Raw genomic sequence first — 15933 nt, 5'->3', positions numbered from 1 at the left:
TTATCGGTAAACTGATTGCCTGCCCCTCATTTTATTTTGCGGAAAAACTCGTCGGGAACTTTCCGACCGTTGCATCCGACTATCTGTAGACGGGGGGCTTTGTTTATGGCGCGTGAAAGGGACATTGCTTTGTTGGAAACAGTCAAGGCGTATATTGCACTGACTAAGCCAAGAATTATTGAGCTCCTGCTCGTCGCGGCCATTCCCGCAATGCTTCAGGCTGATCGCGGTCATGTACACGTTGGACTGATTCTTCTCACCCTGTTCGGTGGTTGGATGGGTGCAGCGGCAGCGCACACCTTCAACATGGTCATGGATTACGACATTGACCAGAAGATGCGCCGCACTCGTCGGCGCCCGCTCGCGCGCAACCAGGTTAGCCGTCGCGCGGCAGCAATTTTCGGCACCATCTTGATGATTGCGTCGTTCCTCTGGCTGTGGCTGCTATGTAACTCGCTGCTGGCCGCCGTTTTCATACTGATTACGATTGCGTTCTACATCTTCGTCTACACGTTGTGGCTGAAGCGCCGAACTGATCAGAACGTAATCTGGGGTGGCGCTGCGGGTTGTATGCCGGTGATGGTTGGCTGGGCCGTCATCACTGACAACAACCCGGAGATTACGGGGCTCGCTCACTGGTGGCAGGCTTTCATCCTGTTCCTGCTCATCTTCTTCTGGACTCCGCCGCACACCTGGGCGCTGGGGCTTCGCTACAAGGAGGATTACAAGGCCGCTGGCGTGCCGATGATGCCAGTGGTCAAGCCGGCAATCATCGTTTCCAAGCGCATTATTTACTACACCGCTGCAACCGTGATTACCACTCTGCTGTTGGTTCCGTACGCTGGTTGGATTTATCTGATTGGCGCGGTTGGCGCTGGTGCCTGGTTCCTGTGGGGCGCCATCGACCTGCACCGTCACGTTAAGACCGGTGGCAAGATCAAGCCGATGAAGCTGTTCTTCATGTCGAACAACTACTTGTCCATCGTGTGTGTGGCGCTTTCGCTGGATGCTGTACTCGGACTGCAGACAGTTTTAAGCATGTTCTAGGGTAGTTGCGTTCTAGGGTAGCTGCGTTGGGAGCCAGACCCGGCCCTTTCCCCAGTTAGCTGTTAATCCTCGAAGAGGCCCTCCCCAATGCCGGGGAGGGCCTCTTTTTGTGTGTGCAAACGGGCTGCAAATGTGAAACTGTGCGAGTTTATGACACTTTCAGACCATTTTTCGGGACATTTTTGTCATGAACGCAGTCAGTAACTCGGATCGATAGGTGGGCAGCCCGCCCCCGCACCGCCCCTAGCATCGCTCGCGCAGCCCGCTAGCCACTGGGAAAACACATCCGAGCACACAAAGCCGAGCAGACAGCAAAACCGCCTAAACACGCCGAGATCAAAGTGCGTGTTTAGGCGGTTCGAGCAGGAATCAACAGCCGGTAACCACAGTGGTTAATACAGCCGCTGACCAGCAGCTAGCTACGCGGTAACCTCAGCATTCTTTTCCGACGCGACAATTGCGGCAGCCGCATCGCCTTCCAGAGACCCGGTCACTACTGCGCTACCGCCGACAGTGCGGTAACCGTGCTGGAAAAGTACTGCAGTCAAAGCGGTGCAGATACCAGATCCGGCAACGTGAACCGGCACCAATGCCTCCGGTACACCGGACCAGTACTGAATCATTCCAACCACGCCCTGAGCCAAAATGAACACAACGAGTGCGATGGCAACCTTACGCACACGTGCAAACGCTTCCGAGGCCAGCAGACCAAAAATCAGACCGATAACCAGGCCAAGGTAGAGGTACATAAAACCAGCGTGGATATGCGCCAAGTCAACAATCGGAAGCTGGAGGCGATCCTCCGGGAGCACCGAGGCATCTCCAGCATGTGGTCCCGCACCGGTGACCATAGTTCCGGTAATCAGCGTCATCGTCAGAGCCAAACCGGAGGCGGCAGCCAGATAGCGCAGATAGCGCGGGTACATGCGGGTAGCAGTACCGTCGTCAGGTTCAGAGATTTTAACGAAAAGCATGCCAGCCAGCCAGACCAAAATCATCGATGGCAGGAAGTGCAGGGCCACGGCGTACCACTTCAGATCAACCCACACGGAAATGCCACCGATAACAGCCTGGACGATAACGCCGAGACCGTTAAGGAACGCCAACAGCTTGATTTCCTTACGGCGCCCAACACGCATCACCGAAAGGAAAAGCAGAAGCGTGAGCGCAACCAGTACAAAGGTGAGGAGGCGATTGCTGAACTCAATAATTTGATGGAGCATTTCTGCTTCCCCGGCAACAGGAACGAAACTGCCCGGGTGACATTCTGGCCACGAAGCACAACCGAGACCTGAACCAGTAACTCGGACGATAGAACCGGTTACCGCGATTGCCGCCTGTGCAATCAATACGAGAAGCGCATAGAGCTTCTGGCGCCCGATTGGTGTCAGCGGCAAAAACGATAGGGGCAAACTTCGATCTGCAGTATTCACATTAAGAAATTCTACCCATGCTGGCGGAAAATGGTAATAAGCCAAACCCCTGCGTTGGGCTGCGCTTTTCTATGCAGATTCCCCGGCAACGTCCTAATCATTCGGCATATCAAAACGGAACCAGCGAGCTGCCAGTGCAGCGCCAAGGACACCCCACACAACCAGCACCCCGACAGCTGACCATTGGACAGACATGGCCAATGCCGCGGAGATTACGTCGGTAAGCGCGACGGACGGCAAGAGGTGCAGCAGCACAGAGCTGATGCCATCTAACGATGGTGCAACGGCCACGTAAGTAGTCGCACCAATGAGGATAAACCAGATCAGGTTGGCGAGACCTAGGATTAGCTCGGCCCCCAACGTGCCGCCCATGAGCAAGCCCAATGAAGTAAAGACGAACGTTCCCAGAAGCATCCCCACATAAGCCAACAGCCAGCCGCCAATCGAAAGCTCTGCGCCAAGAGCGAGCCCCACGAGGCTGAACAGTATGTATTGCAACGTGACGGTAGTGCAGACCGACACAATCTTGCCTGCAATAATGCCCCACGGTGGCACGCCTGAGGCACCGATGCGCTTCAGGGCTCCGTAACGACGGTCAAAGCCCACGGCAATTGCCTGCCCCGTAAAACCTGCAGACATGACGGAAATCGCCAGCACCATGGGGAAGATGCGCTCGAGCGGATCATCGAGTTCCAACACAGGCACCATCACCAGGCCGATGAGCATCGCCAACGGGATAATGATGGTGAGGAGCATTTGCTCACCGTGCCGCCAGAAGAGCTTCGTCTCCAACCGCGCCTGCGACATGACCAACGTCGCCATGTCCGAACGCTGCGGCTCCGGGGCGAAAGTGCCCTTAGCAAAGCGGGAGGCATCAGACCTCGGTGCGGTAGTCATTAGCTCCTCATCTCCGTTCCAGTGATCTGCAAGAAGACATCTTCAAGCGATTGCGTCGCCTTATTCAACGAGGTGATCAACACCTCTTGTCGCTCGCAACTCTGGGCCAATACAGTCAGGGCGCGCGGTGAAGCCTCACCAATCAATGAGAACTCTCCACCGCCAGAACGCTGCAGACGCTGCGAAAGACCAGACTCGCTAAAGCTGCGGTTGACCTCTTCGAAGTCAAGGCTGCCTCGAACGCTGACCTTCATAGCAGTGCCTGACGACGTCCCATGGAGCGCCGATGCGCCTGCGCTAGTGATCTCCTCGGTGGTGCCGGCCACAACTAAATGGCCTCGGTCGACAATCGCAACGTCGTCGGCAAGCGATTCAGCCTCGTCCATCAGATGCGTTGTCAGGACTACGGTGACCCCATCCCGGCGCAGCGACGAGATGAGATCCCAGACGGCTAGACGGGACTGGGCATCGAGGCCTGCTGTCGGCTCGTCGAGGAACACCAGCTCCGGACGTCCGACCAGGGCGCATGCGAGCGACAGTCGCTGCTGCTGACCACCCGAGAGCCTGCGGTAGTTCGTCTTACGATGGCGTTCTAGGCCTACGACTTCAAGGAGCCAATCAGTGTCCAGCGGATTTGCGGAGTAACTGGCAACTAGGTTCAGCATTTCGCCAACGCGAACACCGGGGTAGGCACCTCCGCCCTGGAGCATGATGCCAATGCGGCTGCGCAGTGCTGTGGTTTGAGTGACCGGGTCGAGATCGAGAATGCGAATTCGCCCTTCATCCGGCTTGATGAAGCCCTCACACATTTCAACGGTTGTGGTCTTACCAGCGCCGTTGGGGCCGAGAAGCGCAAGAACCCTACCTCGATCCAGGGAAAGCGAAAGGTCTGATACAGCCTCAACGTCATCGAATTTCTTCGTTACGTTCTCAAGGCGCAGAGCAGGAGAATTGGCAGCGTTATTCACGGTTAGTCAGTCTAATCTCACAGTTTTAATGAAGGCGAAATACCTTAGATCGCGTCGAGTACGCCAAGATGACGAGCATGACTGCGACGAAGAATACCAACGCCAGTAGGTAAATCTGAGCGACGGTACCCGGAGGCAACCCCAGGCCGCGTGGTAGTACTACAAAACTGAAAATTGCCGAGTACAGAACCACGGCAATGCGAAATTGTACCCGGTTGGCCCAAGCGGACAGCGGCACGATGGCCCATAGCAAGTACCAGGGGTGCACGACGGGGAAGAGGATTACTAGAGCGAACATCGCTAGGCCGTAGCCGCCGAGCGGGTGAATGCGACCACGGAACGTCGCTAACAGCATGCGTAGGAGCCAGGCAGCCACTAGCGCTACACCAATGCCACGGGTAAACAGCAAAGCACTGTCGCTGATATCGCCGAGCCCCAGGAGCCTCCCGAAGAAACCAGCGATGATCCCGAGCAGGGTAGTTAGCGACATCCAACTGCGCACCGTCGCGGCGCCACCTTGCGCGGTGATCCAACCAAAGCCCAGACCAGTTCCTAAGGAAACAACGACTGCCGTGACGACGGTTATTGCGCCCGTCACTACTGCGGAAAGAGCAACGGCCTTCCAGGTGCTGCCGAACTTTCTGGCCAGCCACATGCCGGCAAAGCCGAGCGCCACGAAACCGGTAACTTTGACCATTCCGGCGAGGCTGATGAGCACAATACCGCCTGCATACAGCGCCCATGATCTTCCTCGGCTTTGGTTCTCGTGTCCGATTGGTCCGGGTTCTGGCAGCTCATCGGGCTCCATCGATTGCGCAGGACCGTGGATAGCGCGTAGACACAGTTCGAGGCCAACGAGCAGGAGTGCAAGCAGCAGGGCCTCGTTGTGGATACCGCCCACCAGGTGCAGCAATACCAGCGGATTGAGCGTGCCCAGCCATAGGGTGAACTGAGAGCTAACTCCGCAGCGGCGACCAAGCTGCACCAGCGCCCAGGACACCACGAGAAGCGAAACGATGGCGACGAGTCGGTGTAGAAAGACGGAAGCAATCACCCCGTCGCTGGTTATCTTGGCGATACCCCATGCCACTGCGAGGGCTGTGGGGCCGTACGGGCTCGGAGAGTGCGACCAAATCAATGGCACCGATCGGGCCAGTGGGTCGTTGGCTCCCAATAGGTCAACAGGTCCTGCGAGATAGGGATCCATACCCCGCTCCACAATTGCAGCCTGCGCCAAATATGAGTAGATATCCTGCGTAAACAGGGGAGCGGTAAACACCAAGGGCAATACCCATGCCGCGTAGGTGCGTATGAGCATCGGAGTGGTCACCGCGGTGACGCGAGTCCGCGCACCGGCCAGAACAAAAGCTCCGACACCCAACCAGGCTGTGACTAACATGCCAATCCCCACGAAGGTGACGATTGTCGTTGCCACCAACATTCGACCGAGGATCAGCCCGAGTGGTGTACCCCAAAACTCATTTCCAACCACCGGTGTCGCGCCTGCGCCAATCCCGGTGACCATAATAAAGATCGACCCAAGAGTACCCAGCCAACGCAGCCAGGTGAAGCGTCGGAGTTCGCGGTAATTGATGCGGTGTTGGAGCGGCTGTTCTGAGCCTTGGTGGAGGGTTGCCGACCTGGAACCAGCCAGACCAATTTTCGGAATGACGTCACGCACCCCGAGAGCATCGTCGAAGGTGGACGAGCGGCGCGGGGCGGGTCGGTTAGTTTTCACAAGGTCACATAGTAGACGATTCGACACGCCGAAAGGGCGTTCTAATCAGCGACGTTGCATTGATATTTAAATGCGTTGGACTTTATGCACCAATTACGACACAATTGTGTTGTCTAATACACCAGCGGCGCAAGTGGGATATTTGCCTCGCTGAGCCACCTAGACACCTTTTTATGATCCAGCAGTCCAATCGCAGGAGGTGACTCACCAGTCATGGCTGATCGGAAACCGACCGTCAATGACGGTGATACGCGCAAGCGCATTCTCCAATTACTTCTGGAACACAACCCGGCGTCCGCGACTTTTATCGCTGACACCCTGGGACTATCCGCTGCAGGAGTCCGTCGCCACATCGATATTCTGGTGGACGAAGGTCTCGCCGAAACCGCTCCGGCGCCCAGTACTGGCCCCCGAGGCCGAGGCAGGCCAGCAAAGTCCTACCGTCTGACAGACCGGGGCCGCGCTAGATTCGGACACGCTTACGACGATCTTGCTAGCGCAGCTCTGACCGCACTGCGCAAGGCCGGCGGTGAGCAGGCAGTTGCCCAGTTTGCCCGTCAGCGCATTGATGACATTCTGCTCGGCGTCACCCCTGTGGGGCAGGACGCAGAGAAGGAAGAGGTCGTAGAGGCCGTCGTCGATGCTTTTCGACGGGCCGGATACGCGGCAACTATCAACCAGAACACTGGCGGCGTGCAGATTTGCCAGCACCATTGCCCAATTAGCCACGTAGCCTCCGAGTTTCCGGAGCTCTGCGCGGCGGAGCATGAAGCCGTTAGTAAATTATTAGGGCAGCACACCCAACCGTTAGCGACTATCGCTGATGGTAACGGTATCTGCACCACAAATATCCCACTCACTCCCGTAACAAAGACACTTACTGAATTGCCACATGAAAGGAGCGGACAATGACCCTCGCCCATGAGAACTCCACCGACGTGGCTGAATCCACGAAGGCTGCCACTCCGCAGACTGACGAAGAGATTATTGAGTCTATTGGTGCCTACCAGTTCGGTTGGCACGACCCGGATACCGCTGGCGCTTCCGCGAAGCGCGGCCTATCTGAAGCGGTCGTTCGCGATATCTCGGCTAAGAAGAACGAGCCTGAGTGGATGCTCGAGCGTCGCTTGAAGGCTCTGGAAATCTTCGACCGCAAGCCGCTGCCCACCTGGGGCGCGGATTTGTCTGGCATCGACTTCGACAACATTAAGTACTTCGTTCGCTCCACCGAGAAGCAGGCCCAGACCTGGGAAGATCTTCCGGAGGATATTAAGAACACCTACGACAAGCTCGGCATTCCGGAAGCGGAGAAGCAGCGCTTGGTCGCCGGTGTCGCCGCTCAGTACGAATCTGAGGTTGTCTACCACCAGATTCGCGAGGATTTGGAGAGCCAGGGCGTTATCTTCCTGGACACTGATACTGCGCTCAAGGAACACCCGGAGCTATTCAAGGAGTACTTCGGCACCGTTATTCCTGCTGGCGACAACAAGTTCTCTGCGCTTAACACCGCAGTGTGGTCGGGCGGTTCCTTCATTTACGTCCCAAAGGGCGTCCACGTGGACATCCCGCTGCAGGCGTACTTCCGTATTAATACCGAGAACATGGGCCAGTTCGAGCGCACCCTCATCATCGTCGATGAGGATGCCTACGTGCACTACGTCGAGGGATGTACTGCTCCGATTTACAAGTCTGACTCCTTGCACTCGGCTGTTGTGGAGATCATCGTGAAGAAGGGCGGCCGCTGCCGCTACACCACAATCCAGAACTGGTCGAACAACGTCTACAACCTGGTTACCAAGCGCACCAAGTGCGAAGAGGGTGCAACCATGGAGTGGATTGACGGCAACATCGGTTCCAAGGTCACCATGAAGTACCCGGCAGTGTGGATGACTGGTCCGCACGCCAAGGGCGAGGTGCTGTCCGTTGCTATGGCTGGCGAGGACCAGTTCCAGGACACCGGCGCCAAGATGGTGCACATGGCTCCGCACACGAGCTCCAACATCGTGTCCAAGTCCGTGGCCCGCAACGGTGGTCGCGCTGCCTACCGCGGTCTGGTGCAGGTCAACAAGGGTGCCAAGCACTCACACTCCAACGTCGAGTGTGACGCGCTGCTGGTCGACACGATTTCGCGCTCGGACACGTACCCGTACGTGGATGTCCGCGAGGACGACGTCACCCTCGGCCACGAGGCAACGGTTTCCAAGGTCTCTGACGATCAGCTTTTCTACCTGATGAGCCGCGGCATCGAAGAAGAAGATGCAATGGCCATGGTCGTGCGTGGCTTTGTCGAGCCCATTGCCAAGGAGCTCCCGATGGAATACGCCCTCGAGCTCAACCGCCTCATTGAACTGCAGATGGAAGGTTCGGTCGGTTAATACCTATGACTACGACGATTAACAACGAAAACCAGGCTGCTCATAGCCGCCGCGTGCTGGCGAACAAGGGCGACGTTTTCTCATCTTTCAACGTGGAGGACTTCTCCGTGCCGCATGGCAAGGATGAGGAGTGGAAGTTCACACCGCTGCGCAAACTTCGCGGTCTCCACAACGGCACCGCCGCCGATCCGGTTGCAGCGTCGATTTTGGTCGAGACTGGCGGTCAGGATGGTGTCGCTGTGGACGTCGTCAAGCGTGACGACGAACGCCTCGGCCGCGCCGGTACCCCGACGGATCGCGTGGCAGCACAGGCGTACTCCAACTTCGACGATGCACACATCGTGACCTTCGCGAAGAATTCGGTTTCCAAGGAACCGGTCGTCATTGACATCGATGGCCCGGGCGAGGACAACGTTTCCTACGGCCATATCGTCATTGATGTGCAGTCCCACGCCGAGGCCGTCTGCGTGATTAACTACCGTGGCAGCGGCACGTTCGCGGACAACATTGAGTTCGTAATCGGCGACGGCGCTAAGCTGAGCGTCGTGACCATGGTGAACTGGAACGAAGATGCAGTTCACGGCTCTGCTCACCATATTCGCGTCGGCCGTGATGCCACGCTGCGCCACACCGTCGCAACGTTCGGTGGCGAGGTTGTCCGTATCGTTCCACGCGTTGCATTCACGGCACCGGGCGGCGACGTCGATCTGCTGGGCGTGTACTTCGCCGATGGCGGTCAGTACTTCGAAAACCGCATGCTGGTAGACCACGCTGTGCCGAACTGCCGCTCCAACGTCATGTACAAGGGCGCGTTGCAGGGCGAGCCGAATGTCGCTCATCGTGAGGCCCGCACCGCGTGGGTGGGAGACGTGCTCATTCGTGCAGAGGCCACGGGCACCGATACCTATGAGCTCAACCGCAACCTGCTACTCACCGAGGGCGCGCGTGCCGACGCAGTTCCGAACCTGGAAATCGAAACCGGTGAAATCGCTGGTGCTGGTCACGCTGCTACCGTTGGTCGCTTCGACGAGGAACAGCTGTTCTACCTGCTCTCCCGCGGTATCCCCGAAATGGCAGCCCGCCGTTTGGTGGTTCGCGGCTTCTTCAGCGAGGTCATCAACCTGATTCCGGTCGAGTCCGTTCGCGAGAAGCTTGAGCAACTCGTTGACGAAGAGCTCAACACCGCTGGCTTCTAACCGCTTATCTTCTTTCTCACCCTTTCCGCCCTGTCACCCCGGTAGCACCGGGGGAGCAGGCCACTTACACCGATTAAAGGAAAAGATTTCACTATGAGCACTTTGGAAATCCGTAACCTCCACGCGCAGGTGCTGCCGACCGACGAGTCTGCTGAGCCCAAGGAGATTTTGAAGGGCGTCAACCTGACGATCAACTCTGGCGAGACCCACGCTGTGATGGGGCCGAACGGCTCCGGTAAGTCCACCCTGAGCTACACCATCGCAGGTCACCCCCGTTACGAAGTCACCGAAGGCGAGATTCTGCTCGACGGCGAGAACGTGCTGGAGATGAGCGTCGATGAGCGCGCTCGGGCTGGCCTCTTCCTGGCGATGCAGTACCCGGTTGAGGTCACCGGCGTGTCCATGTCCAACTTCCTGCGCTCTGCAGCAACCGCTGTCCGTGGCGAAGCTCCGAAGCTGCGCCACTGGGTCAAGGAGGTCCGTGAGGCAATGGCTGACCTGGAGATCGATTCGTCGTTCTCCGAGCGCTCCGTAAACGAGGGTTTCTCCGGTGGCGAGAAGAAGCGTCACGAGATTCTGCAGCTCGACCTGCTGAAGCCGAAGTTCGCCATCCTGGATGAGACTGACTCCGGCCTTGACGTCGACGCTCTGCGCGTCGTCTCCGACGGCATTAACCGCTACCAGAACGAAAACGACGGCGGCATCCTGATCATTACTCACTACCAGCGCATCCTGAACTACGTGAAGCCGGACTACGTCCACGTCTTCCACGATGGTCACTTCATCACCTCCGGCGGCCCGGAGCTTGCAGACGAGCTGGAAGAGCACGGCTACGAGAAGTTCATCAATGCCTAACGCCGAACTACTCAGCCCATCACTACGCGAGGACTTTCCGATTCTGTCGCGCACTGTCCGTGACGGAAAGCGGCTGGTCTACCTGGACTCCGGAGCGACCTCGCAGCGCCCGAAACAGGTCATCGATGCTGAGGTGGAGTTTCTAACCCACCACAACGCCCCGGTGCACCGCGGTGCCTACGAGATTGCTGAGGAGGCCACGGACGCCTACGAAGATGCCCGCGAAGCCATCGCAGGCTTCATCGGCGCCGACTACGACGAGCTGGTCTTCACCAAGAACGCCACCGAAGCGTTGAACACAGTGGCATTTGTGCTTGGCGACGACCGCGCAGGTCAGTACCAGGTCGGCGAGGGTGACGAGATTGTCGTCACTGAGCTGGAGCATCACGCGAATTTGGTGCCGTGGCAGGAGCTGGCTCGTCGCACTGGCGCGACACTGCGTTGGTACGGCGTGACTGAGGACGGCCGCATTGACATGGACTCGCTGAAGCTCAGCGACAAGACCAAGGTTGTGGCCTTTACCCATCAGTCAAACGTCACCGGTGCAGTCACCGATGTGGAGGAAATGGTGCGCCGTGCTCGTGAGGTCGGTGCTCTGGTAGTCCTCGATGCTTGCCAGTCGGTGCCGCATATGCCTGTCGATGTCAAGAATCTCGATGTGGATTTCCTAGCGTTCTCCGGCCATAAGATGCTCGGCCCCAACGGGGTCGGTGCGCTCTACGCTCGCCGGGAACTGCTGGAGGCTCTGCCACCGTTCCTCACTGGTGGCTCGATGATTGAGGTCGTCACCATGGAGAAGACCACCTTCGCAGCGCCTCCGCAGCGCTTTGAGGCGGGAACCATGATGACTTCTCAGGTCGTCGGCCTTGGTGCTGCGGTGAAGTACTTGGATGCCATCGGTATGGATAAGGTGGCGGCTCATGAGCACCGCCTGACCGCGCTCGCGCTGGAAAAGCTGCAGGAAATTGACGGCGTGACCATCATCGGTCCGACTACCCCAGAGCAGCGTGGCTCTGCCGTGTCCTTTAAGGTCGAGGGCATTCACCCGCACGATCTTGGCCAGGTTCTCGACGACCAGGGTGTGTGCATCCGAGTCGGACACCACTGCGCGTGGCCGATTCACCAGATTCTCAACGCTCAGTCGACCGCCCGGGCATCCTTCTACATCTACAACACGGAAGAGGACGTTCAGGCGCTTGCCGACGCAGTGCGCCACGCCCAGAAGTTCTTCGGTGTCACCCCGTAACTTTAAGAAAGGAGAGGGACATGAAGCTCGAGCAGATGTACCAGGAAGTCATCCTGGATCACTACAAGCATCCGCAGCACGCAGGTTTGCGGGAGCCTTTCAACGCGGAAGTGCACCATGTCAACCCGTCGTGTGGCGATGAACTCACGCTTCGCGTCACCCTGAACGACGACCTCACCGTCGTCAATGACGTCTCCTATGACGCCGTGGGCTGTTCTATCTCACAGGCCTCCACCTCAGTTATGGCTGAGGAGATTGTCGGCAAGACTGTCGACGAGGCCATGGCCAAACTCACCGAGTTCGAGAAGATGGTCACGTCCCGTGGCAAGATTGAAGGCGACGAGGACATTATCGGCGATGGCATTGCCTTCGCTGGTGTCTCTAAGTACCCTGCCCGTGTGAAGTGCGCACTTCTCGGTTGGAAAGCTTTCCAGGCCGCAACCGCTGAGGCTCTGGCCAACGCCGCTGAAGGCAACGGCGTTGGCACCGCGACTGTAACTGTTACCGCTGACGAGGAAGGCCACCACCATGACTGAACCAAACGCTATTGACGCCACCTCGCCCGCACAGCCTGACGCTGTCGACGAGGACACCATGACCACTGGCGCTCCAATCGATGAGGGGGATGCGTACGAGTCCATCACCGTCCCGCCGGCACCGGAGCAGACCGAAGCCGATAACAAGCTCGCCATCCAGGTTGAAGAGGCTATGTACGAGGTTGTTGACCCAGAACTCGGAGTCAACGTCGTGGACCTGGGCCTGGTTTATGACATCTGGATAGAAGAAGGCGACATTGCCGCTATCTTCATGACTCTCACGTCCCCAGCCTGCCCGCTGACCGATATGCTCACCGACCAGACTGCCTCTGAGGTCATGAAGGTCGAGGGTATCCGCGACTTCCGCCTCAACTGGGTCTGGTCCCCGGCATGGGGCCCGCACATGATTACCGAGGAAGGCCGCGAGCAGATGCGCGCTCTCGGCTTCTCGGTCTAGACGATCAGTGACAGCGGTGATGAGTGCACCGCTACGTAAAAAGTGCTTGGCGACGAGCTCCTGGCTCGTTCAGCTAGGCACTTTTTCGTTTGTTTTTGAGTTACTGACTACGTTTATGGCTGGCATCGGTAGGGCGATGAGAGTTACTGACTGCATTTATGTCAAAAATGGCCCGAAAAATGATCTGAAAGTGTCATAAACTCGCACAGTTTCACATTTGCAGCCCGTATTCTCACGTGCGGCCCATAATTTTTTAGGGTTGTCCGATTTAGAGTTAAAAAGCGACCCCACCTGGCGCTAAAAGAGTGCCAAGCGGGGTCGCTATTGTCTTCGACTGCTAATCCGAGTCGTGAGAGTTCGATGCGAGATGCATTAGCTATTCACAGCTATTCGCAGCTATTCGCGACTCATGTCTGCGGTGGCCGGGTCAACGAGCTTAGAGCCCGTTGCCTTCTTATGGATGAACCACAGCAGGACGAAGACCGGAATACCCAGGTACGGAGTGAGGATAGCGAAGATATTCTCGCCAGTGCGAATCGGGTCAAGTGCCTGTCCGGCCACCACAAAGAAGCACATAATCAGTGCCAGCACAGCACCTGCGGGGAAAAAGTTCGCCTTGTAGGGAAGCGAATCCAACGGGATATTCTGGGTCTTCAGACACTTGCGGAAGCGGTAGTGGCTGAAAGAGATACCAAACCAGGTGATAAAACCCGCGAGCGCAGAGAGCGTCAGCAAGAAGGTGTACGCCGCACCATCGCCTACCAATGAAGTAATGAAGCCAGCCATACCGATGACAGCGGTGGCGATCAGAGCGCGCAGCGGAACGCCGTGCCCGGAAAGCTTGCCGAAGTAACGCGGAGCCTGTCCATGGCGAGCCAGGGAAAACAGCATACGAGTGGATACATACATACCGGAGTTACCCGCAGACAACACCGAAGTCAGAATGACGGCGTTCATCAGGCCAGCGGCAATCGCGATACCTGCGCGTTCAAAGACCAGAGTGAACGGTGAAATGGAAATGTTGTCCTCAGCCGCGTTCAGAAGATTCGGGTCAGTGTACGCAATAAGGAAACCAATAACAGCGATGGCACCGATGTAGAACAGCAGAATACGCCAGAAGATAGTGCGAATCGCGCGGGGAATGGTGCGCTCAGGATCCTCAGCCTCACCTGCTGCTACACCAACCATCTCGGTGCCCTGGAAGGAATAGCCGGCTACGACGAAAACGGCCAGCAGTCCCATTCCGCCGTTGACGAATGGGGCATCGCCCGTGGTCCAGTTTTCAAAGCCGGGGGAGGACCCACCCAAGATGCCGAAAATCATGCCGACACCAAGAACGAGGAAGACGATAACGGTAATGACCTTGATGGTCGCAAACCAGAACTCACCCTCGCCGAATGCACGTGCGGACAGGGCATTCAGCCCGAATAGAATCGCGAGGAAGAGCGCGGACCAGACGATTGAAGGCACATCCGGGAACCAATAGCGCATCACCAGTGCAGCAGCGACGAGCTCTGCGGCCACAGTAATCGCCCAATTAAACCAGTAGTTCCAGCCCATGGCAAAGCCGAAGGATTCTGAGACGTATCGGCGACCGTACTCCTGGAAGGAACCGGGCACTGGCAGGTAGGCGGCCATCTCGCCGAGAGACTGCATAACCAGCCACACCATGATGCCGATAAGGGCGTAAGCGATGAGCGCACCGCCTGGACCGGCCTGCGAAATGGTCGCACCGGAGGCAACAAACAGGCCCGTGCCAATGGCACCGCCAATGGCAATCATGTTCAGGTGGCGAGCTCTCAGCCTGCGCTGAAGCTTATGGTTGTGTGAGGAATTCTCCTCAGATTGCGTCGAAGTCATTCACTTATCATAAGCGTTTCCACTCCGGTGAATGCAAAAACCACACCGCTTTAATTGTTGGTATCACCCCACAAATCGGCTGATGTATATGCTTCCCGTCAACGATTTCTCCATCTCCCAGGTCCCCGCATAAACCCTGCGATGAGCTTTCCGCACGTTCGCGGACTCTTTTTCAGCAAAGGCACTGCCACTTTCGCCATAGCGCGAAGCGTCGTCAGTGGGGATGTCCCTATCAAATAGGCAAACACGTCCTTCTCCGGCAACGAAAAGAACGCCCGAAAAAACGCACCCGTCTGTCGTGCATCGAACCCCAGCAACGCCGCGAGTCCACGTTCGCGTAGCCATCGCTGCAATCGCATGCTTAACGACGTCCCCAGCGACCGGCTTCCCTTCTTTTCCATATCGGCCAAGAAACGGTCGACATCTTCGATAACCGACTCCACCGAGTAACCAGTGGCAGGATGCATCCAACCGCCTGCAAAGCCGAAGAGGGTGCCCATGGATGGTCCGTTGTGCGTCAAGGCACCGCGGCGAGAGGGAAAGTTTGCCAGTAGGGGAAAGGACACCACTTCTTCGTCAATGGCCAGATCTTCCGAGAGCTCCAGGGACTTCAACCGTGCTTTTTGGCGTCTCCGCAACAGCTCTAGAAGTACGGAGTCATCGGCCTTACCGCCGGTGCCGACTGCCGCACCGGTTTCGTCGAGATGCCCGGCAACCATAGGAGTCGGAGTAGCGAGAATGGTCTCTTCAATGAGGAAGGTCCTGTCATCCAAGAAAATGCGATAGGAGAAACTAGCCGGCTCTGTCTCTGGGGCATTCAGGTCTGCTGGAGTGAAGTCCATGAGGACTGCGCGGCGGTGGGCGCTAGGGACGTCGTCAAGCGAAAAGATGTGCCCGATGGCAAGCTGCCGTACCTGCCCACCTCGCCCGACTGCGGCGTGTGCGCGCCCGGTGGTGACAATCGTGATGTCAGCACCCGTGGATTCGGAATCGGTGAGCGAGCGGCGTTCGATGCGGAAACCGCCAAGTTTTTGCAGGCAGTCGTTGTTAACAACGCCGTACGTGCGGGTGAGCTGACGTTCGGTGCCGTCGACAAGAATGACGCTGGGTTGAAAAGTGGCGGCGAGGAAATCGCTGGGCAACCAGTCGGGGAGTTGGTCGCACCAGAGACCAATCGTCGAGGGCAGTGTGCCACCGGCGGGGTCGTAAGCGGTGACATCCCAGCCGCGAGCGGATGCGCGGTGGGCGGCGATTCTTCCGGCGGGCCCGAGGCCGACGACGGAGGCGGTCACGGGAAATGAAGTCATAACTGGTAGGCTACTCGT

Annotated in this window: 14 protein-coding genes; 8 read left to right on the top strand and 6 right to left on the bottom strand. The window is 57.6% G+C overall.

Annotated features, from left to right (window positions below; translation table 11 throughout):
* Positions 1-105: 105 nt before the first annotated feature.
* On the top strand, positions 106-1047 hold the full coding sequence (locus tag HMPREF2614_RS04435) for a heme o synthase (protein ID WP_049181017.1): 942 nt from the start codon (positions 106-108) through the stop codon (positions 1045-1047).
* Positions 1048-1466: 419 nt separating this feature from the next.
* Here HMPREF2614_RS04435 and HMPREF2614_RS04430 read toward each other — a convergent pair whose 3' ends face one another.
* The 4 genes from HMPREF2614_RS04430 to mptB all read right to left on the bottom strand — a co-directional run bounded on the left by HMPREF2614_RS04430 (position 1467) and on the right by mptB (position 6110).
* The gene (locus HMPREF2614_RS04430) at positions 1467-2480 is read right to left on the bottom strand and encodes a COX15/CtaA family protein (protein WP_038625373.1); all 1014 of its coding nucleotides are present in this window, start codon (positions 2478-2480) and stop codon (positions 1467-1469) included.
* A gap of 93 nt (positions 2481-2573) precedes the next feature.
* Positions 2574-3377: an ABC transporter permease gene (locus HMPREF2614_RS04425; RefSeq protein ID WP_038625377.1), complete on the bottom strand. Its 804-nt coding sequence runs from the start codon at positions 3375-3377 to the stop codon at positions 2574-2576.
* On the bottom strand, positions 3377-4345 hold the full coding sequence (locus HMPREF2614_RS04420) for an ABC transporter ATP-binding protein (protein WP_070560316.1): 969 nt from the start codon (positions 4343-4345) through the stop codon (positions 3377-3379). The genes HMPREF2614_RS04425 and HMPREF2614_RS04420 overlap by 1 nt, the downstream gene beginning before the upstream one ends.
* A 25-nt stretch (positions 4346-4370) precedes the next feature.
* Positions 4371-6110 carry a polyprenol phosphomannose-dependent alpha 1,6 mannosyltransferase MptB gene (mptB, locus tag HMPREF2614_RS04415; RefSeq protein WP_049181019.1) on the bottom strand — a complete coding sequence of 580 codons (1740 nt, stop codon included), beginning with the start codon at positions 6108-6110 and terminating at the stop codon, positions 4371-4373.
* Between the two features lie 186 nt (positions 6111-6296).
* Here mptB and HMPREF2614_RS04410 point away from each other — a divergent pair, with 186 nt between their 5' ends.
* The 7 genes from HMPREF2614_RS04410 to HMPREF2614_RS04380 all read left to right on the top strand — a co-directional run bounded on the left by HMPREF2614_RS04410 (position 6297) and on the right by HMPREF2614_RS04380 (position 12748).
* Entirely contained in the window at positions 6297-6995 is a 699-nt protein-coding gene (locus HMPREF2614_RS04410; RefSeq protein ID WP_038625383.1) for a helix-turn-helix transcriptional regulator, read from the top strand.
* Entirely contained in the window at positions 6992-8458 is a 1467-nt protein-coding gene (gene sufB, locus HMPREF2614_RS04405) for a Fe-S cluster assembly protein SufB (protein ID WP_049170616.1), read from the top strand. Before HMPREF2614_RS04410 ends, sufB begins: the two co-directional genes overlap by 4 nt.
* A gap of 5 nt (positions 8459-8463) precedes the next feature.
* On the top strand, positions 8464-9654 hold the full coding sequence (sufD, locus tag HMPREF2614_RS04400; protein ID WP_038625385.1) for a Fe-S cluster assembly protein SufD: 1191 nt from the start codon (positions 8464-8466) through the stop codon (positions 9652-9654).
* Positions 9655-9747: 93 nt separating this feature from the next.
* Positions 9748-10509, top strand: coding sequence for a Fe-S cluster assembly ATPase SufC (sufC, locus tag HMPREF2614_RS04395; RefSeq protein ID WP_038625387.1), 762 nt, complete (start codon positions 9748-9750; stop codon positions 10507-10509).
* On the top strand, positions 10502-11755 hold the full coding sequence (locus HMPREF2614_RS04390; RefSeq protein ID WP_049181021.1) for a cysteine desulfurase: 1254 nt from the start codon (positions 10502-10504) through the stop codon (positions 11753-11755). Before sufC ends, HMPREF2614_RS04390 begins: the two co-directional genes overlap by 8 nt.
* Before the next feature lie 20 nt (positions 11756-11775).
* Positions 11776-12291: a Fe-S cluster assembly sulfur transfer protein SufU gene (gene sufU / locus HMPREF2614_RS04385; protein ID WP_038625391.1), complete on the top strand. Its 516-nt coding sequence runs from the start codon at positions 11776-11778 to the stop codon at positions 12289-12291.
* Positions 12284-12748, top strand: a complete 465-nt coding sequence (locus HMPREF2614_RS04380; RefSeq protein WP_038625394.1) for a metal-sulfur cluster assembly factor — start codon at positions 12284-12286, stop codon at positions 12746-12748. The genes sufU and HMPREF2614_RS04380 overlap by 8 nt, the downstream gene beginning before the upstream one ends.
* A gap of 396 nt (positions 12749-13144) precedes the next feature.
* Here the strand turns inward: HMPREF2614_RS04380 and HMPREF2614_RS04375 are convergent, their stop codons facing one another.
* The gene (locus tag HMPREF2614_RS04375; protein WP_038625396.1) at positions 13145-14608 is read right to left on the bottom strand and encodes an amino acid permease; all 1464 of its coding nucleotides are present in this window, start codon (positions 14606-14608) and stop codon (positions 13145-13147) included.
* A 98-nt stretch (positions 14609-14706) separates the two neighbouring features.
* The gene (locus tag HMPREF2614_RS04370) at positions 14707-15915 is read right to left on the bottom strand and encodes a lycopene cyclase family protein (protein WP_038625398.1); all 1209 of its coding nucleotides are present in this window, start codon (positions 15913-15915) and stop codon (positions 14707-14709) included.
* Positions 15916-15933 lie beyond the last annotated feature (18 nt).

The sequence above is a fragment of the Corynebacterium sp. HMSC074C11 genome (genome assembly GCF_001809455.1).
Classification (GTDB): Bacteria; Actinomycetota; Actinomycetes; order Mycobacteriales; family Mycobacteriaceae; genus Corynebacterium; species Corynebacterium amycolatum.
The sequence above is the reverse complement of the archived record's forward strand: the minus strand, read 5'-3'. Positions and strand labels throughout refer to the sequence as shown.